At 62.5% G+C, this 22,254-nt stretch carries 19 protein-coding genes and 3 pseudogenes; 9 read left to right on the forward strand and 13 right to left on the reverse strand.

Features of this window, described 5'->3' with window-relative positions:
- Positions 1 to 17: 17 nt before the first annotated feature.
- From VSR82_RS30955 to VSR82_RS30995, 9 genes and pseudogenes are all read right to left on the reverse strand, one after another.
- Positions 18 to 1,055 (reverse strand): ABC transporter substrate-binding protein, encoded by a 1,038-nt coding sequence (locus VSR82_RS30955; RefSeq protein WP_410848276.1) that lies wholly within the window; start codon positions 1,053 to 1,055, stop codon positions 18 to 20.
- A 42-nt stretch (positions 1,056 to 1,097) separates the two neighbouring features.
- Entirely contained in the window at positions 1,098 to 2,030 is a 933-nt protein-coding gene (locus VSR82_RS30960; RefSeq protein WP_368581759.1) for a TauD/TfdA dioxygenase family protein, read from the reverse strand.
- Between the two features lie 495 nt (positions 2,031 to 2,525).
- Positions 2,526 to 2,684: pseudogene (locus VSR82_RS30965) on the reverse strand (LLM class flavin-dependent oxidoreductase); the annotation flags it as partial.
- A 367-nt stretch (positions 2,685 to 3,051) separates the two neighbouring features.
- Complete coding sequence (locus VSR82_RS30970; RefSeq protein WP_429455698.1) at positions 3,052 to 5,088, reverse strand: family 2A encapsulin nanocompartment cargo protein cysteine desulfurase; 2,037 nt, start codon at positions 5,086 to 5,088, stop codon at positions 3,052 to 3,054.
- On the reverse strand, positions 5,063 to 5,995 hold the full coding sequence (locus tag VSR82_RS30975; RefSeq protein ID WP_410848274.1) for a family 2A encapsulin nanocompartment shell protein: 933 nt from the start codon (positions 5,993 to 5,995) through the stop codon (positions 5,063 to 5,065). The genes VSR82_RS30970 and VSR82_RS30975 overlap by 26 nt, the downstream gene beginning before the upstream one ends.
- Before the next feature lie 107 nt (positions 5,996 to 6,102).
- Positions 6,103 to 6,351 (reverse strand): helix-turn-helix domain-containing protein, encoded by a 249-nt coding sequence (locus tag VSR82_RS30980; RefSeq protein ID WP_018436421.1) that lies wholly within the window; start codon positions 6,349 to 6,351, stop codon positions 6,103 to 6,105.
- A complete protein-coding gene (gene epsC, locus VSR82_RS30985; RefSeq protein WP_429455699.1) occupies positions 6,348 to 7,325 on the reverse strand; it encodes a serine O-acetyltransferase EpsC in 978 nt (325 codons plus the stop codon). Before epsC ends, VSR82_RS30980 begins: the two co-directional genes overlap by 4 nt.
- Positions 7,326 to 7,370: 45 nt before the next feature.
- Positions 7,371 to 7,838, reverse strand: coding sequence for a rhodanese-like domain-containing protein (locus tag VSR82_RS30990; RefSeq protein WP_429455700.1), 468 nt, complete (start codon positions 7,836 to 7,838; stop codon positions 7,371 to 7,373).
- Between the two features lie 181 nt (positions 7,839 to 8,019).
- Complete coding sequence (locus VSR82_RS30995; RefSeq protein WP_429455701.1) at positions 8,020 to 8,250, reverse strand: hypothetical protein; 231 nt, start codon at positions 8,248 to 8,250, stop codon at positions 8,020 to 8,022.
- Between the two features lie 353 nt (positions 8,251 to 8,603).
- On the opposite strand from VSR82_RS30995, the gene VSR82_RS31000 reads away from it, so the two are divergent.
- The 4 genes from VSR82_RS31000 to VSR82_RS31015 all read left to right on the forward strand — a co-directional run bounded on the left by VSR82_RS31000 (position 8,604) and on the right by VSR82_RS31015 (position 12,420).
- On the forward strand, positions 8,604 to 9,173 hold the full coding sequence (locus VSR82_RS31000; RefSeq protein WP_498858311.1) for a peroxidase-related enzyme: 570 nt from the start codon (positions 8,604 to 8,606) through the stop codon (positions 9,171 to 9,173).
- A 33-nt stretch (positions 9,174 to 9,206) separates the two neighbouring features.
- On the forward strand, positions 9,207 to 10,436 hold the full coding sequence (locus VSR82_RS31005; protein WP_429455702.1) for an acyl-CoA dehydrogenase family protein: 1,230 nt from the start codon (positions 9,207 to 9,209) through the stop codon (positions 10,434 to 10,436).
- A gap of 601 nt (positions 10,437 to 11,037) precedes the next feature.
- Positions 11,038 to 12,066, forward strand: a complete 1,029-nt coding sequence (locus VSR82_RS31010) for a cation diffusion facilitator family transporter (protein WP_498858312.1) — start codon at positions 11,038 to 11,040, stop codon at positions 12,064 to 12,066.
- A 75-nt stretch (positions 12,067 to 12,141) separates the two neighbouring features.
- Complete coding sequence (locus tag VSR82_RS31015; protein ID WP_498858313.1) at positions 12,142 to 12,420, forward strand: hypothetical protein; 279 nt, start codon at positions 12,142 to 12,144, stop codon at positions 12,418 to 12,420.
- Between the two features lie 45 nt (positions 12,421 to 12,465).
- Here the strand turns inward: VSR82_RS31015 and VSR82_RS31020 are convergent, their stop codons facing one another.
- From VSR82_RS31020 to VSR82_RS31030, 3 genes and pseudogenes are all read right to left on the reverse strand, one after another.
- On the reverse strand, positions 12,466 to 13,137 hold the full coding sequence (locus tag VSR82_RS31020) for a SagB/ThcOx family dehydrogenase (protein WP_410849367.1): 672 nt from the start codon (positions 13,135 to 13,137) through the stop codon (positions 12,466 to 12,468).
- An 86-nt stretch (positions 13,138 to 13,223) separates the two neighbouring features.
- Positions 13,224 to 13,697, reverse strand: a pseudogene (locus VSR82_RS31025) (MFS transporter); the annotation flags it as partial.
- Positions 13,691 to 13,935, reverse strand: a pseudogene (locus tag VSR82_RS31030) (nitrate reductase); the annotation flags it as partial. The pseudogenes VSR82_RS31030 and VSR82_RS31025, both read right to left, overlap by 7 nt.
- Positions 13,936 to 14,185: 250 nt before the next feature.
- Between VSR82_RS31030 and VSR82_RS31035 the strand changes: the two are divergent.
- The 5 genes from VSR82_RS31035 to VSR82_RS31055 all read left to right on the forward strand — a co-directional run bounded on the left by VSR82_RS31035 (position 14,186) and on the right by VSR82_RS31055 (position 21,313).
- Positions 14,186 to 15,019, forward strand: coding sequence for a class II glutamine amidotransferase (locus VSR82_RS31035; protein ID WP_368581747.1), 834 nt, complete (start codon positions 14,186 to 14,188; stop codon positions 15,017 to 15,019).
- A 96-nt stretch (positions 15,020 to 15,115) separates the two neighbouring features.
- A complete protein-coding gene (locus tag VSR82_RS31040; protein WP_429455706.1) occupies positions 15,116 to 15,727 on the forward strand; it encodes a response regulator receiver protein in 612 nt (203 codons plus the stop codon).
- A 168-nt stretch (positions 15,728 to 15,895) separates the two neighbouring features.
- Complete coding sequence (locus VSR82_RS31045) at positions 15,896 to 17,188, forward strand: NRAMP family divalent metal transporter (protein ID WP_429455707.1); 1,293 nt, start codon at positions 15,896 to 15,898, stop codon at positions 17,186 to 17,188.
- A gap of 215 nt (positions 17,189 to 17,403) precedes the next feature.
- Positions 17,404 to 18,765, forward strand: a complete 1,362-nt coding sequence (locus VSR82_RS31050; protein ID WP_429455708.1) for a metallophosphoesterase family protein — start codon at positions 17,404 to 17,406, stop codon at positions 18,763 to 18,765.
- A 148-nt stretch (positions 18,766 to 18,913) separates the two neighbouring features.
- Entirely contained in the window at positions 18,914 to 21,313 is a 2,400-nt protein-coding gene (locus VSR82_RS31055; protein WP_498858314.1) for an EAL domain-containing protein, read from the forward strand.
- Here VSR82_RS31055 and VSR82_RS31060 read toward each other — a convergent pair.
- A complete protein-coding gene (locus tag VSR82_RS31060; protein ID WP_429455710.1) occupies positions 21,294 to 22,205 on the reverse strand; it encodes a LysR family transcriptional regulator in 912 nt (303 codons plus the stop codon). The genes VSR82_RS31055 and VSR82_RS31060 overlap by 20 nt on opposite strands.
- Between the last annotated feature and the right edge of the window lie 49 nt (positions 22,206 to 22,254).

Below are 22,254 nucleotides of genomic sequence, written 5' to 3' on the forward strand. Positions count from 1 at the left end.
GTCGACGCGATAGCGCCCTAGTGGGACGCCACCGACTGATTGAACGGATTGAACTGGTTCGAGTAGATGCTCTCGGCTTTCACCTGGTTCTGCTTCAGCACGCCGTTTTTCACGTACCAGTCGATGTATGTCGTGAAATCGTTCGCGTCGATCAAGCCGCCCTTGCCGCCGACGCCCGCCGACTTCCAGTAATCGACGATCGTCGTATCCTCGTTGCGATGCCGCGCTTCGACGATCTTCTTCAGACGCGCGACCACTTCGGCGCGCGGCGTGGTCTTCGCCCATTCGATCGCGCGCGCCGTGCCATCGACGAACTTGCGCACCGTGTTCGGGTTCTGCGCGATGAAGCGATCCGTGAACAGATAACTCGCGTAGCCGAACGAGCCGAACAGTTGATAGTCGGTGACCAGCAGCGTGGCGCCGCCTTGCGCGAGCTGCTTGTCCTTGATGATGTCTTCGAGGAACACCGCGTCGAGCTGCTTCTGCTTGAGAAGCTGCGCGAGGTTGACCGGCGGCGCGGCGACGAACACTACCTTGTCGATTTCATCTTTGGACAACCCCGCTTTCTCCAGATACGCCGTCACCAGGTATTGCTCATACGCACCCGGCGTATTGACGCCCACCTTGTGCCCGATCAGATCGCGCGGACCATGAATCGGACTGCCCTGCAACACGAACAGTCCGCCGTTGGTGTCCTTGTCGGTGCCCACGTACGAAATCACGGCCTTCACAGGCGCATGCGCGGCCACCAGCTTCACGATAGATCCGTTGAACGCGCCGCCGAAATCCACGTCTCCGGTTACTGCGGCCTGAATGTCCTGCGGTCCGCTGATCGTATTGCCGACCCACTTCAACTTGATCGGCGCGAGATAGCCCAGATCCTCGGCAAGCTCGGGATACAGCACCTTGCTCGCCCAGCCCTGATAGCGCAGTTCGAGCTTTTCAGGAGTCTGCGCAAACGCAGACGCGCCGCAAAACAATCCGCCCGCGATCAGCGACGCCAGGTAGAAGATCCATGTGACACGCTGCCGCCAGCGTCGAGCCGTTTGCTTCATGTTCCGTTTCTCCGTGATCCGATGCCGAAGGCCGAGCCCCAGTTAGAAAACCCCGTCGTGCTCCAGCGTGATGCGGTGAATGCGCCGCCGCGCCGAGCCGTAGTCGCGCGCCGCGTAGTGTTGGACCTGACGGTTGTCCCAGATCGCGACGTCGCCGGCTTTCCACTCGAAGCGCGCCTGCACTTCAGGCGTCTTGATCAGGTCGTATAGATAGTTCAGCAGGCTCTGACTCGCCGTCTTCGAAACACCGAGCAGATGGCTCGTATGTCCTTCGTTGACGAACACCAGCTTGCGGCCGTTTTCAGGGTGCGTTTTGATCACCGGCACTTCGATCGGCGGAAACTTTTGCGAAGCGTCGCGCACCCGTTCGAGCCCGGCCTGAACGTTGTCCTCGCTCGTTCCCTCGGGAATGTCGTAGCCGCTCAACAGGTCCGCAAGCGCATGCTTTTTCGGCGAAGCGATGAACGTGTTGACCGCTTTCAGCTTCTCGAAGTAGCGGGCCAGATCGGGATCCAGCAAGTCGTAGACTGCCGCCGACGAGGTCCAGATCGTGTCGCCGCCGCCCCCTTCGGGAATCTCCTGTGCGTGAAGGACGGTTGCCTTGGGCGGCTGTGCCTGCCATGAAACATCGACGTGCCAGTTGTCGGTGCCGCCGGATTGCGTCTTCTCGCTATGGGCGATGACCTCGATCTCCGGGAAGCCCGCGACGGCCGGCAGATAGATGTTCTTGCGAATGGGCGTGCCGAAGATGCGTGCCAGCGCGACATGCTGCTCGGGCGTAAGCTCCTGCTCGCGAAAAAAGATCACGCCGTGATCCACGAGTGCCTGCCTCACGGTTCGCTGGTTGGCGTCGCTGAGCGGTTGGGACAGGTCGACGTTTTCGATGACTGCGCCGATAAGCGGTTTGTATCGGCGCACGCGAATGTCCTGATGTGCTGCGGAGTGCGGTTGCTGAACCTCGAGTACTGAACTCATGGCTTCCTCCTTATGGGATCGATGGCGGACTCCATGAAAGCAGAGCGCGCACGGCATCGGCAACCAACGATTCCGCGCATGAATATGTGACGGATAGCGATTCGTTTAGTCGGCGCGGTCATACTAGGTTCGAACCAAAGTTTCTTTCCGTGCGGGCGATGCGTTGCCTATAGTCAAAGATTCGCCGTTTCGATAGCGCTCGATGGTTGCGCTGGCTACGGCGTCGCAATACGTGTTCGAGCGGAACAAGGATGACAAGCCGCGCCGCGGAGGCGCGATGTGACACGACCGGCAAGGGCTGCCGGTCGGCATGTTTGGCTAATAGATGTGGGCAGGCCGGAGACTGTCCGGCGACGCAAGTGCGGTACTTCGCCAGTCTAATGGACTCAAGAACGCGCGGCGCTCAGGTGGGAAAGAAGCGATTGGCAGGCCGTGGCAGCCCGAGATATTCGCGCAGCGTCGCGCCCACGTATTCACGACGGAACAGGCCGCGCCTCCGAAGTTCAGCGCGGCATCGGGATTGGACGTCGTGACGACGTTCCAGCCTGCCCGCCTGCCGCTGATGTGATCGAGCGATGCGAAGCGCCGCGCGACATGGTAAGGGGCGTCGAAGGTGGTCGAGGCGGTGGCGACGAGGCCGATCTTCTCCGTTACCGGCCAGTGCGGACTGGATGGATGCCGACCGCGCAGTCACGCTCGTCGGCGAAGCGTGCTCATGTCTCGCGCTTCGCCGAATGCGTTGTTGGGCTGGACCGCGGCGAAGGCGTTACGCGCCCGAGGCGCTCCGTTGCTGCCGTGTCCAGGTTGCGCCGCGGGATACCCGAACCATGCGAGGTTAGCGCCGCAGCGCAATGAACGATAACGGAATTTGCGACGACGGTGAAGGAAGCGAATCTTCAATGGCTATCGTGGCGTGTCAGCTATGCATCGCGCTTTGTGCGGCGCTCATGGAGCGATCGCCGTGCTTGCCGCCCGCGCATTTCACACGCGAGGAAGCGGCGGCCATTGCTGGCCGCCTGTTTCAGCGTCGCGATGACAGCCGCCGCACCACCGACACCAGCGCATCGACCTCATCGCAGGTGTTGTAGAACGCGAGCGACGGCCGCACCGTTGCCTCGACACCGAAGCGACGCAAGATCGGCTGCGCGCAGTGATGCCCGGAGCGCACCGCGATGCCCTCCTCGTTGAGCGCCTTGCCCACCTCTTCGGTTTCGTAGCCCTTCAGCACGAACGACAACACGCTGGCCTTGTCGCGCGCCGTGCCGATCAGCCGCACGCCCGGCACCGGTTGCAGCACGCTCGTTGCGTACGCGAGCAGATCGTGTTCATAACGCGCGATATTCTCGATACCAATGCGCTGAACGTAATCGATCGCCGCACCCAGGCCCACCGCATCGGCGATATTGCCCGTTCCCGCTTCGAAGCGATTCGGCGGCGGCTGGAACACCGTGCGTTCGAACGTCACGTCCGCGATCATGTTGCCGCCGCCTTGCCACGGCGGCATATCTTCGAGTATCGCGCGCTTGCCATACACCACGCCGATGCCGGTCGGACCGAACACCTTGTGGCCCGAGAACACGAAGAAATCCGCGTCGAGCGCCTGCACATCCACCCGCATGTGCGATACCGACTGCGCGCCATCGACCAGCGCCTTCGCGCCCGCACGATGCGCAAGCTCGACAATCTCCCTGACCGGCACCACGGTGCCCAGCGCGTTCGACACCTGCGTGACCGAGACGATCTTTGTCCGGTCATTCAGCAGCCGACGGTATTCGTCGAGCAAAACCTGCCCGCTGTCATCGACCGGAATCACCCGCAGCTTCGCGCCGGTCTGCGCGGCAAGCTGCTGCCACGGCACGATGTTCGCGTGATGCTCCAGATGCGACACGATGATCTCGTCGCCTTCGCCAACGTTCTGCACGCCCCACGTCTTCGCGATCAGGTTGATCGCTTCGGTGGTGCCGCGCACGAAGATGATCTCCTCCGGCGATGCCGCGCCGATGAAGCGCTGCACCTTGCTGCGCGCCGCCTCGTAGGCATCGGTCGCGCGGCCGGCCAGAGCATGCGCCGCGCGATGGATGTTCGAGTTTTCGTGTGCGTAGAAATACGCGAGCCGGTCGATCACCGCCTGCGGCTTGTGCGTCGTCGCGGCGTTGTCGAACCACACGAGTTGCCGGCCGTTGACGCGCTCCTGCAGAATCGGAAAGTCGCGGCGAATCGCATTCACGTCGAACGGTGGATGCGCCGCGCTTGCCGCCTGCGGGACGTTCTGCGCGCCATGAAGCGACTGCCCCGGCGTGCGAGAACGATCCTGCATATTCAGGAAATAGTGTGACGGGCTCGCGGGTTGCGCCGCTGCGGGTGAAGCAGCCGCCCGGTCATACGGAAAGCGTTGTTCGACAAGCGGCCCGTCAACAGCAGGCAAGCCGAGCGATTGCGCGGTCACTTCCTGCCAGCCCGGCACGACGATCTCCGGCGGCACGGCGGAAGTCTCTCGCGAGTGCGTCGCATCGCCGAGGAAGTAGTAAGGCGAAGCCGACTGCCTTGCCAGCGCTCCACCGCCGCCCTGACGCTGCGCGCCCTGTCCTTCCGGCACACCCAGCGCGGCGCTGCCAAAAGGCGGATCGAGCGCGGGCGCTACCGTCACCACGTTATCGGGCAAGCCGTTCTGAGCCGCCGCATGCGGCACCAGCGCGGGCGCGCGATGCCCCAGCGACAGAACGTGCGTCGGCGAAGGCAGCAGGTTGCCGCCCGGCACGTGACCTTGCGGCAACGCCGCGCCCGGGATGCCGGTGCCCGTGCCTCCGGGTCCCGCGAGCGGCGAACCAGCCGGAGCTGGATTGCCGAGCTCGCTGGTCACGGGCGCGGTGAACGGCTGCGTGCCCGCGAGACCCGGCGTTGCCGACGTATCGGGCGCATTGCCCGGCAGCGCCGAGAAGAACGCGTTAGCGAGCGACGCCAGAAGCGCGGGGTCGGGCAATCCCGCTGGAGGACCGTCAGGCACTTCGTGCGACAGGACGTTGTCCATCGGCTTACTTGTAGGTGTCTGGGTAGTCATGGTACTTGCCGATCTCCACGTCATCGAGAACCGCCAACGCGTCCGGCGAATGCACGGCGAGCGAGCAATAGAGCGAGATCAGATACGACGCGATCGCATGATTGTTGATGCCCATGAAGCGGACCGACAGCCCCGGACCCTGCTCGCCCGCGACACCCGGCTGGAACAGGCCGACCACGCCCTGGCGCTTGTCGCCGACGCGCAGCAGCAGGATCTTGGTCTTGCCGTCCGCAACCGGCACCTTGTCCGACGGAATCAGCGGAATACCGCGCCATGTCAGGAACTGCGAGCCGAACAGACTGATGGTGGGCGGCGGCACGCCACGGCGCGTGCATTCACGGCCGAACGCGGCGATCGCGAGCGGATGAGTGAGGAAGAACGCGGGCTCTTTCCAGACCTTCGTGAGCAGCTCGTCGAGATCGTCCGGGGTCGGCGCGCCGGTCAACGGAAACACGCGCTGTTCTTCAGCGACGTTGGCGAGCAGACCGTAATCGGGATTATTGATGAGCTGGCTTTCCTGCAGCTCCTTGATCGTTTCGATCGTGAGGCGCAGTTGCTCCTTGATCTGATCGTGCGGGCTGCTGTACAGATCCGAGACCCGCGTATGCACATCCAGCACCGTGCTGACCGCATTGAGAAAATACTCGCGCGGCGCTTCCTCGTACGGCACAAAAGTGCGCGGCAATGCGCTCTCATCTTCACGCGCGGTGCAGGCGGCCACCACCGCTTCAGGATTCTTCACCTGGTTCAGACGATAGATGCCTGCCTCGACCGGCAGCCACTGCAGCAGGTGCGTGAGCCAACGCGGCGTGATCGTCGCGAGTTGCGGAACGGTTTTGGTGGCATTAGCTAGTTGCCGTGCTGCGGTATCGCCGAGCGCCGTCAGGCCGCCCACTGTTGCTGTCATCTGTTGCTCCGGGGTTGTTAGATGAAAATCGGGAAAGCTTATGAGCGGAACAGATTATCGAGAGCCAACCCCGGCCCTTCAACATGCTATAGACAGCAACGTTCGATCTAACGCAGCGAAGCGGGATCGACCTCCGCAGTTGCAGCGGCAGGATTGAGCAGACGTTCTATCGGCACCTGAAACGCGCGCGCGAGTTTGTCGACCGTGACGATAGATGCGATCGCGGCACCGCGTTCAATCTCGCCGACATAGGAGCGGTTCAGTTCGGCGTACTCGGCCAGTTGCTCCTGCGACCAGCCATAAGTCTCGCGAATCCGTCTGACCGCCGCGCCGAATTCCCTGACGAGGCCGCTCATCGCGCTGCTCCCGTCACGAGAGGTTCGTCCTCCCGCTGCGCGCGTGACGTGCGTTCGCCCGGCACGGCAACGCCGGTGCCTTCATTGCGCGACACCGCCTGCGTCACGTGCGACCCCGGCGCGACATCCTGCGTGAGCCACACATTGCCCCCGATCACCGAACCCCGGCCGAGCGTCACGCGTCCGAGTATGGTTGCGCCCGCGTAGATCACCACGTCGTCCTGGACGATCGGATGACGCGCGTGCCCCTTCTCCAGGTGCCCTTGCGCGTCGCGAGGAAAGCGCTTGGCGCCGAGCGTCACCGCCTGATAGACGCGCACCCTCTCGCCGATCACGGCCGTCTCGCCGATCACCACGCCGGTGCCGTGATCAATGAAGAACGCCGCGCCGATCTTCGCGCCGGGATGAATATCGATCCCGGTCTGCGCATGCGCATGCTCAGCAACGATCCGCGCCAGCAGCGGCAAACCGAGTCCGTACAATTCGTGCGCGATGCGGTGGTGAATCATCGCGAGCACGCCCGGATAGCACAACAGCACTTCATCGACGCTGCCCGCCGCGGGGTCGCCATGAAACGCGGCGAGCACGTCGCTGTCGAGCAGCGTGCGGATTGCCGGCAAGCGCGTCGCGAACGCGCGCACCGCGACGCTTGCCTGCGCTTCCACCAGGGCCGCGGGCGGTGGGTCGTGCCGGGTGCGGTAGTGCAACTCCAGCCGCGCCTGCGCCAGTAGCGCATGCAAGGCCGCGTCGAGCGCATGCCCGACGTAGAAGTTCTCGCTCTCCTGCCGCAGATCGGCGGGCCCGAGACGCATCGGAAAAAGCACACCCTTCAGCGTATCGACGATGTCCGCGAGCGCTTCGCGCCCCGGCAACTCGCGCCCGCCTGGTTCGAGCGAACGCTTCTGCACTTCACGCCACTGCTGGCGCACCGTCTGAAGCGCCTGAACTATTTCATCGACGTCGAACACTGCCACAGCGTTGACTCCCCATAAAGTGCAGCGCGGACCGTTTCAGGTGCATCAGTCCTGAATCCACGGCAGGCCGTGAAAACGCCAACCATTGCTGGCGCCGCGCCGTTGCGCGTCGTCCAGCTCTCCTTCGAAACCTTCCAGCACGTTGAAAACCTGCGTGAAGCCCGCCTTCGCGGCAGCCTCGGCCGCCAGCGCGGAGCGGTTGCCGCTGCGGCACAGCAACAGCACGACCGCATCCTTGCCGGTCTTCGCTTCAAGCTCGCGCACGAAGCGCGGATTGCGCGTCAGGCTCGTGCCAGTTGCCCATGCAACATGCAGACTGTCCGGCACGAGTCCGACGAATTTGCGTTCCTCGGCAGTGCGCACGTCCACGAGGACTGCGGCGCCGGCCTGAACGAGTGCCCACGCGTCTTGCGGCGGCACGCCGCCCGCATAGGACAGGCCCGCTTCGGCAGCGCGTGCGCGGGCGCTTTCGAGCAGCGCGTCGGTGGATCGTTCTGCGAGTTCAAGCGTCATGACGTCTCCTTCGATATAGCGCGATTCCTTACGCGCTGTTTCTAGACAATGGCGAATGCAACCGCCTATAGCCATCAGGAGACACTATGAGAGATCGGCGACCGAAGCCGAACCAATTTATTTTCATTTCTAAAGAAGCATCGGTTTAGTCGCTGCGACTTACGGAAACGCTGCTTGCCATTCAATCCGGCGGCGGATCGTGCGGCACGACAAACATGCCAGGCGTGTATTCCATATGGAAATAGCCGCCGCGCGCATACGCCGCGATCCGCTCCGCCGATTGCGCGCGCTCGTCTGGCGCGCGTAGTCCGTCGGAACGCTCATCGGACTGTGCCGATGAACGCTTCGCATAACGCTGCCGCAAGGTCCGCACGGGATGCAGCAGCCCACTCGGGAAAATTGCCGTGGCCATGCGACCTCCATCGATCCATTGCTGTATGGACTCAATCTAGCGTTCGCATAAAAGAACGGCAAACAAGGTTTGATGGATTGGATTTCACTACGCGTATCAAACGCTAATCTTTTCTGGACGATCGAACGTCGCCGCGTTCCGAGGCCTTCGAATCAACAACGTCGATCACGCTTTTTCCGGCGACGCCGCGGCACTCTTCGACGCCATCGCAGGGGCATTCGTTTCACTGCGTCGAAACGCATTCGCGCCGCTATGCAAATGCCAAATCAATATTGGCGCGCGCGGCAAGCCGCTGACGATAATCAGGCGCATCAGTCTCTCTTCTCGCGGCAACCCGTCCAAGGAGCATTGATATGACAGCAGCTGTTGACACTCAAGCGGAAAGCGCGCTCTCGCGGCTCAGACACGCCAATAATGACGCCCTTCCCGACGACATCGAGCGGCTCGTGCAATCGCATGACGGCGATAACTGGATTCGCGCGCTCGCGTTGAATCCGGACACCACCCGGCGCTTCGTCCGTTACTTCGAACAACTGTTTGGCGCGACAGGCGGGAAGCTCCCGCTCGTCGAACGCGAACTGATCGCGGTCGTTGTCTCCACGACCAACCGCTGCGGTCTGTGCGCGCTTCATCACACTCACGCACTGGGCGCCGCGCTCGACGATCCGGCAAAAGCACGCCGCATTGCCACGGACCTTCATTTCGCGGGGCTTTCGTCGCGTGAGCAGGCACTCGCCGATCTTGCGATCAAGGTGACGCAAGACCCGCGCAGCGTGAATCAAAAAGATTTCGAGCGGCTGCGTGGCGAAGGCCTTTCCGAGCTGGCCATTCTCGAAGCTGTTGAAACGGCGTCGTGGTTCAACCACACGAACCGCATTTTCATTTCGCTGGGCGTCGTCCCCGACGACAAATACTTCGCTTGAACAATCGTCGTATGGGAGAAGGAGAAAATCACTGTGAGCACAGTCAGTACGGCACTGGAACCCGACCTATCCGCCCCCACGAATAACGAAGCGCAAGCCGCCAACACATCCAGTTCGTTGCTCTCTGAAGCGCTGCTCGATCGCATCGGTACGCGCGCGGCGCTATACGATCGTGAGAACCGATTCTTTGCCGAAGACCTCGACGAGCTGAAACAGGCGGGATTTCTGCGTGCGAGCGTGCCAGTCGAGTTGGGAGGCTTGGGGCTTACATTGCCCGAATTCATCCAGCAGCAGATCCGGCTCGCGGGACGTGCGCCCGCCACGGCGCTCGCGTTGAACATGCATCAATACTGGATCGGCGCGGCGCTGCATTTGCGGCGGCTTAGCGACAACTCCGCGCAATGGATTCTTACCGAGGCCGCAGCCGGCAAGGTCTTCGCCGCAGGCCACGGTGAACCCGGCAACGATCTGGGTCTCGCCCACTCGTTCGTGAAGGCGACGCCGCTCGCCGACGGCAGCTACCGCTTCGACGGCCGCAAGATTTTCACGTCGCTGGCTCCCGTTTGGGACTGGCTCGGCGTTCACGGACTCGACGACTCGGACCCCGCGCATCCTAAGATCGTGCATGCGTTTATCGAGCGCAGCGCGCCGGGTCATCGCACGGTCAAGACATGGGACGCGCTCGGCCTGCGCGCGACGCAAAGCGACGATACCCTGCTTGAGGGCGCCGTGGCGCGCAAGGATCGCGTAATTCGCGTGCTGCCTGCCGGACCGCCGAACGATCCGTTCGTCGACGGCATTCTCGGCGCCGTCCTGCCGGGGCTGGCCGCCGTGTACTACGGCGCGGCAAAACGTGCGTTCGCTCTCGCGCTTGCGTCCGCCACCACGCGCTCATCCGCCGCATTGCAGGGCAGGACCTACGCATACAAGCCTCTCACGCAGCGCAGCGTCGCCGAGGCGTCGATCGAACTCGACAGCATCGAGGCATTACTGGAACGCGTCGCCGATAGATGGTGGTCCGGGCAACCGGAGCCCGAACCGTGGATCGCGAAACTGCTGGCCGCGAAACAGCACGCGGTGGATGGCGCGCTGCGCGTCGTGAACCTTTCGCTGCAAATTGCCGGGGCCGGCGCGTTGGCGCGGCGTGCGGAACTGGAACGGCTATATCGCGATGTACGTGCGGGCGCATTCCATCCGCCTAACGCTGATGCGTCGTTCGAGCTCATCGGCCAAGCGCGCCTCGGTGTGCTCGGTCTCGTTTGAAGGAAGCCTTCGCTGCACGCAATGATGCGTCGGCGAAGGCCCTGTCTAATCGCAGCTTCGGCCACCTTTACGAGCAGGCGGCGAGTACTGCCTCACCGTCGCGCGAGCATGGCAAGCGAGCGATGCTGCTGCAATTGCGAGTCATATCCGGCAAGCGCGCCTTCGAAAGAGCGCACAGCCGACCATGTCGCGAATAGTGGTTGTGACCGCGTCTTCGTGTGTCGTTTCGGTCGCTGCGGCTCCATTCACGACGTGACGCGCACCGCTCAGGCAATAGCCCGAAACGCGCCGCGCGTTCAAACATACACGCACGGTGCCGTTTTCGATCAGCGGCGCGAGCGCGGCTTCCACTGCCCGCTCCGAAACACCGAAAAGAAGTGTCGGCCGGTTCGCGTAGGAAGTCATGTTGCATCTCCATTCGTCTGGTTCCTCAACAGAGGTGACAGAGGGCCGATGGGAATGTTCCAGCTCGCACACCGCAACGGACGCCTGATCGGTTGGACTCCCCTGTAATCGACCAGCGTCTCGAGGCCTGCTTTATGCTGTTCAATCTCCAGGCTCGGGAATCGCCCATTTTCGATTCGAACAAGGAGATAGGCTCATGAGGGCCAGGTCCGGGCGGCACATATCTGCGCCACGGGCGGTCTACTACGCCCTCGCATCGAATATCGCTGTCGCCGTGTGCAAGTTCGCCGTCGCGTTCTACACCAACTCGGGGTCCGCACTCGCCGAAGCCGTACACTCCAGCGCCGACTGTCTGAACCAGATTGCGCTGCTCGTCGGGCATCGCGCCGCGCGAGCCGAGCCCGACGAGCAACATCCACTCGGCTTCGGTCGCGCGACCTATGTCTACGCAATGCTGGTGGCGCTGCAGCTTTTCATCTTCGGCGGCGTTGCGTCGATGGTGATCGGCGGCTTTCGAGCAATCCATCACTCACGGCTCGAACAGCCTTTGCTCGCGATCGCCGTGTTGTGCGTGTCCGGCGTGATCGAGGCAGTCGCTCTCAGAGCCTCCATTCGCACGATCGAACCCCGCCATCGCGCCGGCGGGCTACTGAAATGGTTCAGGGAAAGCGGCAGGCCGTCCGTGATGCTCGCGGTCAGCGAGGATGTCGCCGCGGTAACGGGCGTGCTCGTCTCCCTGATCGCGATCGGCATTACGGTGCTCACCGGCAATCCGCTTTACGATGCGCTCGGCAGTGTCGGCGTCGGCGTCGTGCTGATGGTCACGGCTCTGTTCTCGATGCGTGAGATTCAATCGCTTCTCGTCGGTGAATCGGCGCACCAGCGCATACGCCAGGAGATGCGCGCGTGGCTCAGCGAGCGCCACGAAGTCCGTCGCATCGTCAGTCTGATCGCCTTGAAGTGGTCGGAGGATCTGGTGATTGCGATTCAGGCCGAACTCGAACCGCACGACAGTGCGAACGACATGGTGCGCACGATCAACCACCTCGAGCACGAATTGAAGGAGCGCTTTCCCTCCGCCCGATGGATATTCTTCGAGCCCGAATTGCGAGAACATGGCCGAGCCCGCTCTAGTAACGAAAGAGAGCATCGGCGACACGTGGCGCGCCGCTTGCTTCGTATACTAATGCGCAGGCGAGACGCAGAGGGTTTGTTCCCCCAATGAACGGCTCGGTCAGGCCGACCCGCGATACGGCTGAGGGTGGCAATGGATAGCTTGCAGTGTGAGTACGACGATTGCGTGGTGCTGGTTCGCGCACTTCGGAACTGGATTGACCGCCACTGGCCCATCGACCGAGCGCGCGTCAAGGCCGAGATGGGACAGCTCATCGACATGGTGGAACGGGCCGGACCGCGCGACGCGATGTTTCACGGTCGTCTCGATGCGGCGCGCTCGCTGATCGTGCTCGGGCGATTGACGGACGCGCTGGACTGCGTCGATACGCTACTGCCGGTCGTGCAACAAAGCGAGCACAGCCCCAGGCGTTGGCCGATTACCGCACGGCGCTGGAGACCGTAAAACTCGCCAAGGCTTGATCGAACGCATCGCGCCTGTCGCAACGACTCAGGCCGGATAGCCTACCGGGATCAGATAGAGGACGGTCTGGCCGCGAGGCAGCCCGAGCTTGCGCGCCGCCGGAGCGCCGTCGACGGCGCCCACGGGCACGGCGACGAGCCCCAGCGCGACGATCTGCAGCAGCATGTTCTCGGTCGAATGCCCGACTTCGAGATCGGCATACAGATTGGCTCTCCCGCCATATCTCGCGGTCAGCCTGCTGGGGTCGGCGGCCACCACGAGCAAGGCCGGGGCCGCCTCGACCGACGCCTGATTGACCGCAAGCGCTCGCAGTTCGGGGCGCAGGTCGTGGCTGGCGCGCTTCTCTGCCCGATGGCCTTGCGGCAGATAGTGCATCACCTCCGTAGCAGTCACCACGTACAGTTCGAGCGCATACAAAGCGCCGGCCGCCGGAGCCGCACGCTTGCCGTCCGAGCTGGTGATGCCCTGCCCGGCCCACATCAATTGGCCGATGACCTCGACCGGCAGCGGCTTCGACGCGAATCTGCGCACGGACCTGCGCTTTGCGATGGCTTCCTCGAGGGACACCGTGCCTGTGAGGTTGGGCTTGGGCAACTCGATCTGATCGGTGAATTTCGCCTCGGCTCCGTGCGCCAGGCTGGTAGAACCCTCGGCGAGCGCGCCTGCGGCCAGCGCAACCAACAGTTCACGGCGTTTCATTGGGCACCTCCATCAGCAAAAAAGCAGGCTGGCAGGCAAAGCCTGCAGCCTGCGCGATTCTCGGCACTGCGCGTTGGCAAACACGGTCAGGCAACAGAACCCGCAACCGGTGTATGCCGCACATCCGACAGATAGATCAGGATCAGCGAAACCCAGACGATCCCGTAAACGAACATGAAGCAGGTCGAACGCACCCTGAAAAAATCCAGCAGGATGCCGAAGATTATAGGCAGCAGGAATCCGCCCAGGCCCCCTGCAAGCCCGACGATCCCGGTGACGACGCCCATGATCTCCGTAAAATCGTCGGCCACGTACTTGAAGTTCGACGCGATGCCAAACGCGAAAGCCGCGCCGAGCAGGAACGCCAGCGCAACGAACGCATAGACGGTTACGCGCAGGTGAATGCTCGCGGTACCGTCGATCGTGTGAATCACGAAATCGGTCGGCGGATACGACAGCTGGAACAGGCAGATCCACGCGACGCATAGTCCCTACCACGTCACGCTATGGGCGCCGAGGCGATCGGCCAGCGCTCCGCCTACCGCCCGCAGCACCGACCCCGCGGATAGTCCGTCTGCTGCGTTTCCCAGGTGACGATGCCGCCCTTGACATAGATCTTCCAGGAGCAGGACCCCGTGCAGTTCACGCCATGAGTGGAACGAACTATCTTGTCGTGCTGCCAGCGTTGGCTGGTAAGCATCTTCATTGCCGGTCTTCATCTGTGACAGCACCGTGACCATCCGAAAACTGCGGACGGAGGGCCGTAAAGTAACGTAACCTGTCCAGGAGATGGCTCATGTGCGTCCTGCCTCTATCGGAGTGGGTCGGCGCAAGGTCGCGAAGGGGATTTGAAACGGACAAACTGCGGACCACGTCCGCTTCGTGCCTGAAGGGCTGCCTTGATGCCCGGCACGGACGCTCCTTGGCACACTCAACGTCTCCATCTATGGTGACATGCGTCAAGTCTCCCTCAATCGGACTTTGGTCCTACAAACGCCGCCCGCGCGGTGGTGTAGGTTTGTGATGCGCAACCGACAGGAGAGCAATCATGTGCCGTTGGCTCGCTTATACCGGCAACCCGCTTCAGCTCGAAACCGTGCTGTTCAATGCCCGGCATTCGCTGATCGATCAGAGCATGCATTCGCGGCTCGGCGCCACCACCACCAATGGCGACGGTTTCGGGATCGGCTGGTATGGCCATCCCACCGACATTCCGTTTCGCTACCGCTGCATCCAGCCCGCATGGAGCGACCGCAATCTACGCGAGGCAGCACGGGCGATCCATTCGCCGCTATTCGTTGCGCATATACGCGCGGCGACCGACACGCCGTCGCAGGAAACCAACTGTCATCCGTTCCGCCACGGCCGCTGGCTGTTCGCGCACAACGGGCTGGTGCGCAACTACCCGAAGGTGCGCCGCGATCTGATGGTGCAGATCGACCCCGAACTATTCCCCTCCATCGAGGGCTCGACCGATTCCGAGGTGCTGTTTTTTCTCGCGCTGTCCTTCGGGCTGGAGCTCACGCCGGTCACCGCGCTCGAACGGATGGTCGGCTTCGTCGAAGCCACCGGCCGCCGGCATGGCATCGATGAACCGCTGAACATGACCGTGTGTGCGACCGACGGCGAGCAGATCATCGCGGTCCGTTATTCGAGCGAAGGGCAGTCGCGCTCGCTGTTTCACAGCACGTCGTTCCGTCATCTGCGCGAGTTGTATCCGGACGACGAGCGCATCAGGACGGCCGGCGAGAACGCGTTTCTCGTGCTGTCCGAGCCGCTCTCCGACTTGCCGGGCATCTGGCAGGAAATCCCCGAGAGCACGGCGGTGGTCGCACGCGGCGGCGAGATCGAGCAGTATGCGTTCAAGCCGCGAATGAACTGAACCGCGCCTGGAATTTTGCGCCCCGCCGCCCTATGCTGCGGGAATGAGCAAGGTCAACGGCACAAAACGTGCATACCGGCTCGGGAGAAACGCGGCGTGTCATCTTCGAATCCGGGACCGACGGCAGAAGACAAGCTCGCCTTCTGCGTCGCCTGCACCGCACTGGACCAGGCGACTCGCGATCTGCAACAGTTGAGAAGTAACCCGGCAACATCGCTGAATGCGCTGTCAAGAGCGCAGCGCGACTACGAATTGACCCGGGTGCAATGGCAGCGCTGCCAGTGGCAACTGCGGGCCGCAACGGCCCACGCCGTGAAGAGACCATCACAATGCCTCGGCGCGGTCGTCATCGTTGGGCACGACAAGGCGGTCCGGGATTCTTTGCGTGTTCTGCTCAATGTAAAAGGATATGGACGCTCCAAAGCGCTCGGTTTCGACCATTGGCATGAAATATGGCTCGAGCCATCGCGCCAATTGATCATTCTCGACATTCCCGTCAATTCGATTACGACAGCGTTGTGGTTCGTGGAGAGCTTCGATACAAGCATCGATAAGCCGCGCATCATCGCGCTGGCGCGGCCGGAAGACGCAGCCAGTTTCGCTGGCAAGGTCGATGCCATCGTTGCCAAGCCCATCGTGCTCGAAGAATTGCTTTACGCAATCGACTTGATCCAATTGCAGACGAAGACTCCTGCGCATCATGGGTGACGGTGTCCGTCGGCACGGCCCGAAGTTCGTTCGTTCCCTGTAGAAGCCAGTATTTCCGCGTATTTCCACCGAAGCCGCGCTTCGCATCTGCTTGCCGAAGCCGCGCAACGCCGCCACGAACACCCCGGGCCCGCAATTTGCTAAATGTGGCGGCGAGGTGACATATATATGAACGACGATAAATTGATCGAGCCGGAATCCGCCGTACGCGATCCCGTCGAGCGATCCTGGATCAGACGCCTGGGCCCTGGCCTGATCACGGGCGCGGCCGACGACGATCCCTCCGGCATCGGCACTTATTCGCAGGCAGGCGCGCAGTTCGGGTTCAACCTTCTGTGGGTGATCCTGATCACGTATCCGTTGATGACCGCGATCCAGCTGGTGAGCGCGCAGATTGGCCGGGTGACCGGCAAGGGCCTCGCGTCGAACATCCGCGTGCATTATCCGGCGTGGCTGCTGTACGGCGCGGTCGCCCTGCTCGTCGTGGCAAACGTGATCAACATCGCCGCTGACCTGTCGGCGATGGGCGCCGCGGCCGGACTGCTGCTGCCAGGTCCGCAGCACCTTTATGTCGTCTGCCTCGGGACGTTCTCGGTCATCCTGCAGATTTTTGTCCCCTACGAAAGCTACGCGCGGATTCTGAAGTGGACCGCCCTATCGCTTCTTGCGTACGTCGCGGTCGCTCTCATCGTGCCGATCCCTTGGGGCGAAGTCGCGCGCGCGATCGTGTTGCCGCGCATCTCGCTGACGTCGGACTATCTGACCATGATCGTCGCGGTGCTGGGCACGACGATCAGTCCGTATCTATTCTTCTGGCAGGCGTCGCAGGAAGTCGAAGAAATGCGCTCGGCACCGCAACAGGCGCCGTTGCGCCGCGTGCCGCACCAGGCGCCCGCGCAGCTGCGAAGAATCCGCTTCGATACCTGGGTCGGCATGGGCGTGTCGAACTTCGTGGCATTTTTCATCATGTTGACGGCGGCGGCTACGCTGCATCTGCATCACATCGAAGTGAAAACCTCGGCCGATGCCGCGCGCGCGCTCGAGCCGTTTGCCGGGCGTTTTGCTTACGTCCTGTTTGCGCTCGGTATCATCGGCACCGGCCTGCTCGCACTGCCGGTTCTCGCCGGCTCGGCCGCCTACGCCGCCGCGGGCAGCTTTCGCTGGCGTAGCAGTCTGGCATTGCATCTGACGCTCGCGCGCGAATTCTATGCGGTGATCGCACTGGCCATCGTCGGCGGTGTGGCCATCACCTTCATGCATTTCGACCCTATCCGTGCGCTCTACTGGAGCGCGGTGATCAATGGCATTACCGCGGTGCCGATCATGGTCGTCATGATGCTGATCGCGCGAAGCCGGCGGGTCATGGGACAGTTCGCCGTCAAGGGCGTGCTGGCCTGGGGAGGATGGCTCGCAACGCTCGCGATGGCGCTGGCGGCGGTGGGCGTGTTCGTGCCGTCGTAACCAGACGCGTGTTCACCTCGAACCCGGCTTTCGTATGTGAAAACGATGCTTCGCAATTCGCGCCGCACGGGTTGCGCAACGGCAACCGTATCTGAACTTCCTCGTTTTACGTTCGTCTGAACGGTGCGTCCGGCCACGGACGGCGCCGCCACATGCTGACGGTTCGCCGACAACCGCGTGGCCGCTCCCCGTTCGACGATCAAGGAGGATTGCACATGCCGAAGAAGCGTTCAGACGAATCGCCAGCCGCACGCGGCAACCGCGGTAGCAGGATTCTCGCCGCGCCGGTTTTCTCGCAACCGCAGCCCACGCCGGACCCGCAAACTTTCGTGGTCAGGCACGCATCCGACACCGCGGCCTACAAGGTCATCGACGAACTGAACCGCGAGCACAAGCTGAAGGCGCTGCCGTTTCCGCCGCCGCGCGGCGGCACCGAGCCCCGGCTGACGTTTGCCGAAGTGGTGAACAACAACCAGAAGCTGCTCGATACGATCAGCGAGAGTGGACAGATCGTCTTTCACGCCACCGGCGATTGCGGCAGTACCAAAGGTCCGTCCACCCAGAACGAAGTCTCGGACAAGATGGTCAGCGACTTCGACGAAGCCGATCCCGCCGAGGTGCCGCAATTCAACTTTCTGCTGGGCGACATCGTCTACAGCTTTGGCGAGGCGCAGTACTACTACGATCAGTTCTATGAACCGTATCGCAACTATCATGCGCCGATTCTCGCCGCTGCCGGCAACCACGACGGAATGGTTTCGCCGTTGAAGCATGAGAAAAGCCTGCAGGCGTTTCTCAGGAACTTCTGCTCCGACTGCTTCCAGGTCTCTCCCGACGCGGGCCACCTTTCGCGGACCGCGCAAATTCAGCCAGGCGTTTTCTTCACGTTCGAGGCGCCGTTCGTGCGCATCATCGCGTTGTATAGCAATACGCTCGAGGACCCTGGTGTGATCGCGGACCGTCACATCGGCAACAGTCAGCTGAAGTTCCTGAAAGCGGCGTTATTGCGGGTGAAGAAAGAGAACTATCGAGGCGCGCTGCTGTTCGCGCATCACCATCCGCCGTATGTGGCGCGCGGGCGTCACGGCTGGAGCGTGGAAATGCAACAGCAGATCGATACCGTTTGCGATGAGGTCGGTATCTGGCCGCATGCGGACCTCGCGGGACACGCGCACAACTATCAGCGCTTTACGCGAACCCGTTCCGATGGCACCCACATCCCTTACATCGTTTGCGGCAACGGCGGTCACGAGGTGCAGCGGCTCACCACCAACGGACAGCCGCCCCTTCGCGCGCCGCAGCTGATCCAGGCCGCGTCGAAAGACACCGATGCGGTCGTCCTTGAAAGCTACGACGACCGCAACTTCGGCTATTTACGGCTCGTCGCCAACGCGAGGCAGCTGCGCATCGAATACCATCCCGCCGTCGACGGACCCAATACGAAAACCCCGGACGACCAGGTGACCATCGATCTGGCCACCCGACAGGTCGCTCATTATGTCGCTCGCGACTCGGGCATACCCGCTCTTGCGGAGCGCATTCGTCAATTCGCGCAGGTCCAGCCTCGCGAAGACTGACAGGTGCGCAACTCGTCCCGGTCCGATGCGATCCGCGGCTCCCGCTGGTTTCCCCGCATTAAAGATTCGTGAAAATCTACCGTAATCGTAAAAGTGAGGCGGCTCGCAGCGTTCGAGCCGTCGCTCCACCCGGTAGTCGGAGAACAGCGTGAGATTCAAAGCGGCCTCGTGCCCCAATAAACCCAACCCGATTGAGTCCCGGGTCGATAGCGACGCACACCCGAATGGCTGGTCAGCCCGCAACCAGCAGTTTCTTTCCTATTTCCTGTCGCGGTATGGTCAACGCAGGACCATACCGCTGACGAGTCTCTGCATCGCCGTCATTGCCGGCGTTGGCGTCGGCGCTCTCGTGCATCAAGCGGCCAGTGAAGCGGCGACTACTCTACGTGTTGCGTTGTCGATGATGTCCGGCGTCGCCGGCCTCGCGATCGTTCGTCGCAAACTCGGCCTGGATCACGCGCGGCAAAGCGCCGCCACCGCATTGGCGAGCGGGCTTCTGCATGCGAATCGCGACTGCCTGAAGGTGCTCTCTACCGACGGAAAAATGCTGCGGGTGTCGGAGCATGGCGCGATGTTGATGGAAGCGGAGTCGCCGGAGCAACTGTCCGGCGCGGACTGGCTCGCTTTCTGGACCGGCGAGGACCGCGCGGCGGCCGAGCAGGCTTTGGCGGGCGCCGCCGCCGGCAACAGCACATCGTTCACGGGAAGCTGCGCGACGACGCGCGGGCGCACCAAATGGTGGAACTCGACGCTCACGCCAGTAACAGGCGACGACGGCGCGGTGACCGCGCTGCTTTGTGCGTCGGAGGACGTCACCCAGCAATCGGAACTGTTGAAGACACTGCGCGAACGCGATGAGCTGATGCATGAGATGGAGTTGCATGTCCGGCTCGTGTTCTATTCGTATAGCTCGCATTTCGAACACTGTCATCACATCAGCGCGGGGGTCGAACGCGTGTTCGGCATTACGCCTCAAGAGCTCAGCAACCGGCCTTCGGCGTGGCTCGACCTCGTGGTGCCGGAGGATCTGGAGCCTTTGCTCGCCGAGATGAACCGCATCGCGTCCGAAGTGTCGGAAGGCCGCTTCGAATACCGCATCCGCCGCCCGGACGGTTGCCTGCGCTGGATCAGAAGCACGGCTTACCCCGTGTGCGATGGCTCCGCGAACGTGGTGCGCATCGTCGGCGTCAGCGAGGACATCACGCTGGAACAGGAACGCCTGGCGGCACTCGACCATCTGGCCTACACCGATGGGCTGACGGGGTTGGCTAACCGCGGCGCGCTGATCCGCCACATGAAGAAGCTTTGCAGGCAGAACGTCGCCTTCGGTCTGATGTTCGTCGATCTCGACCGCTTCAAGGTCCTCAACGATACGCTGGGCCATACGGCCGCTGACCGTCTGCTGCAGGACATCGCCAAAGTCATCCAGGGCGCGCTTCCGCCGGATGCCTGTGTCGCGCGCCTCGGCGGAGACGAGTTCGCGGTGATCGTCAGGGGCGAGAGCGACAAGGTCACGCTGGCAAGCCTCGCGCAGTCTCTTCTGAACCTGTTTTCAAGCGACGTTCGAAAAGACCACGCCGCGCCGTTCGTCACGGCGTCGATCGGCATATCCATCTATCCCGAGCATGGCCGCGATCACGAGGCGCTGCTGACGAGCGCGGACATCGCGATGTATGCGGCGAAAAAAGGCGGCCGCAACGGCTTCCGGTTCGCCGACGAAGCGTCCAGCGATGTGCTCGGAGATTTCGAACTGGAGTGCAATCTGCCCACGGCGCTGGCGTCGAACCAGTTCGTGCTGCATTTCCAGGGTATTCACGAGCCGGCCTCTCTGACGGTGAAAGGCGTCGAAGCACTGGTTCGATGGAATCATCCAGCGCGAGGTCTGGTGGGTCCCGGCAGCTTCATCCCGATCCTGGAGGAAAGCGGGTTCATCGTCGAAGTCGGGGCATGGGTCATGGACGCGGCCCTCGCTCAACTCGCCGTCTGGCAGGCCGCCGGCAAAAAAGGGCTGTCGATGTCGGTGAACGTGTCCGCGCGTCAGTTGCGGGATGACTCGCTGGTCGCGATAGTCGACCAGGCGCTGCGAAAACACCGGGTGCCGCCGCGCTGCCTGCAGATCGAACTGACCGAAAGCGCGTTGATGGAAAACCCCTCACTCGCGCAGGCAACGCTAATGGCGCTCAAGCGCCTGGGCGTGCGCATCGCCATCGACGACTTCGGAACGGGATACTCGAGCCTGCGCTATCTGGCCGATTTTTCGCCGGACATCGTCAAGATCGACCGCTCGTTCACGGCCAGGCTGGGCCGCGACTCGGCGGTCGCGTCGATCGTCCGGGGCATCATTCAGATGTCGCACGAACTCGGCATCAAGGTAACGGCCGAGGGTGTCGAAACGAATCAACAGCTGCATGCGCTGCGCGACGCAGGCTGCGACTTCGTGCAAGGGTTCTTTTTGACGAAGCCGATGAAGGCGGAGAATCTGGTTCAGTGCGAATGCTCTCTGTCCTCGTCCGCAGCAGCCTCGGCAGCTAGCGTCTGCTCCCATTGAGAAACAGATCCGCGACGACCGAGCGCAGCCATCGATTGCCGGCTTCGTGATGGTATTTCGCGTGCCAGTGCTGGCGCACCGCGAACCTGTCTACCGGAAAAGGACACGAATGGACCACGACGTCGTTCGTCCGCGCCAGCGTCTCGCCAATGTGCCGTGGCAAGGTAGCGATCAGATCGGTCGACTTGATGATCGATCCGAGTCCGAGGAAGCCGGGCAATTCGAGCACGACGTCGCGTTCGATGTTCTCGCGCAATAACGCCTGTTCGAGCAGTTGGCCGCCCGTGCCAGCCGCAATGACGACATGCCCCTCGCTGCCGTATTGCTTCAGACTCAGCCGCGCACGCACGCGAGGATGATTGCGGTTCGCAAGGCATACCCAGTCCTGCATATAAAGCTGTTGCTGGTACATACCGCCCCCCAGCCATGGCACGTGCCCGATCGCAAGATCCGCCTCGCCGGATTCGAGCGCCCGCTCCGTATTGCCGTCGATCCTTGCCGCTTCCAGCCGAACGCCCGGCGCCTGCGCCCGCAAATGCGCCAACATTCGCGGCAGCAGCGTAATGTGGCTCGCGTCCGTCATGCAAATACGAAAGCGTCGTTTGGCGGTGGCGGGATCGAACGAGATCTCCCAAGCAGCGAACCGGCGCAGCGACTCCAGAATTTCCCTGCACGGCCCGATCAGCGCGTCAGCCTGCGGCGTGGGCGTCATACCGCCCGGCGTGCGAACGAACAATGGGTCCTGCAAATGCTCGCGCAAGCGACCCAGCCAGATGCTGACCGTCGGCTGACTTTGCCCGAGCTCCTCTGCGGCGCGCGTGACGCTTCGCACGTCGTAAAGCAGGTCGAAAAGCTGAAGCAGCTTGAGGTCCGGAAGCTCAGTGGTACTCATGGCGGTATTGTCATTTGCAATATCGCCATTGTATCCATTACGTTATGCC

Source organism: Burkholderia sp. JPY481, from assembly GCF_038900515.1.
Classification (GTDB): Bacteria; Pseudomonadota; Gammaproteobacteria; order Burkholderiales; family Burkholderiaceae; genus Paraburkholderia; species Paraburkholderia youngii.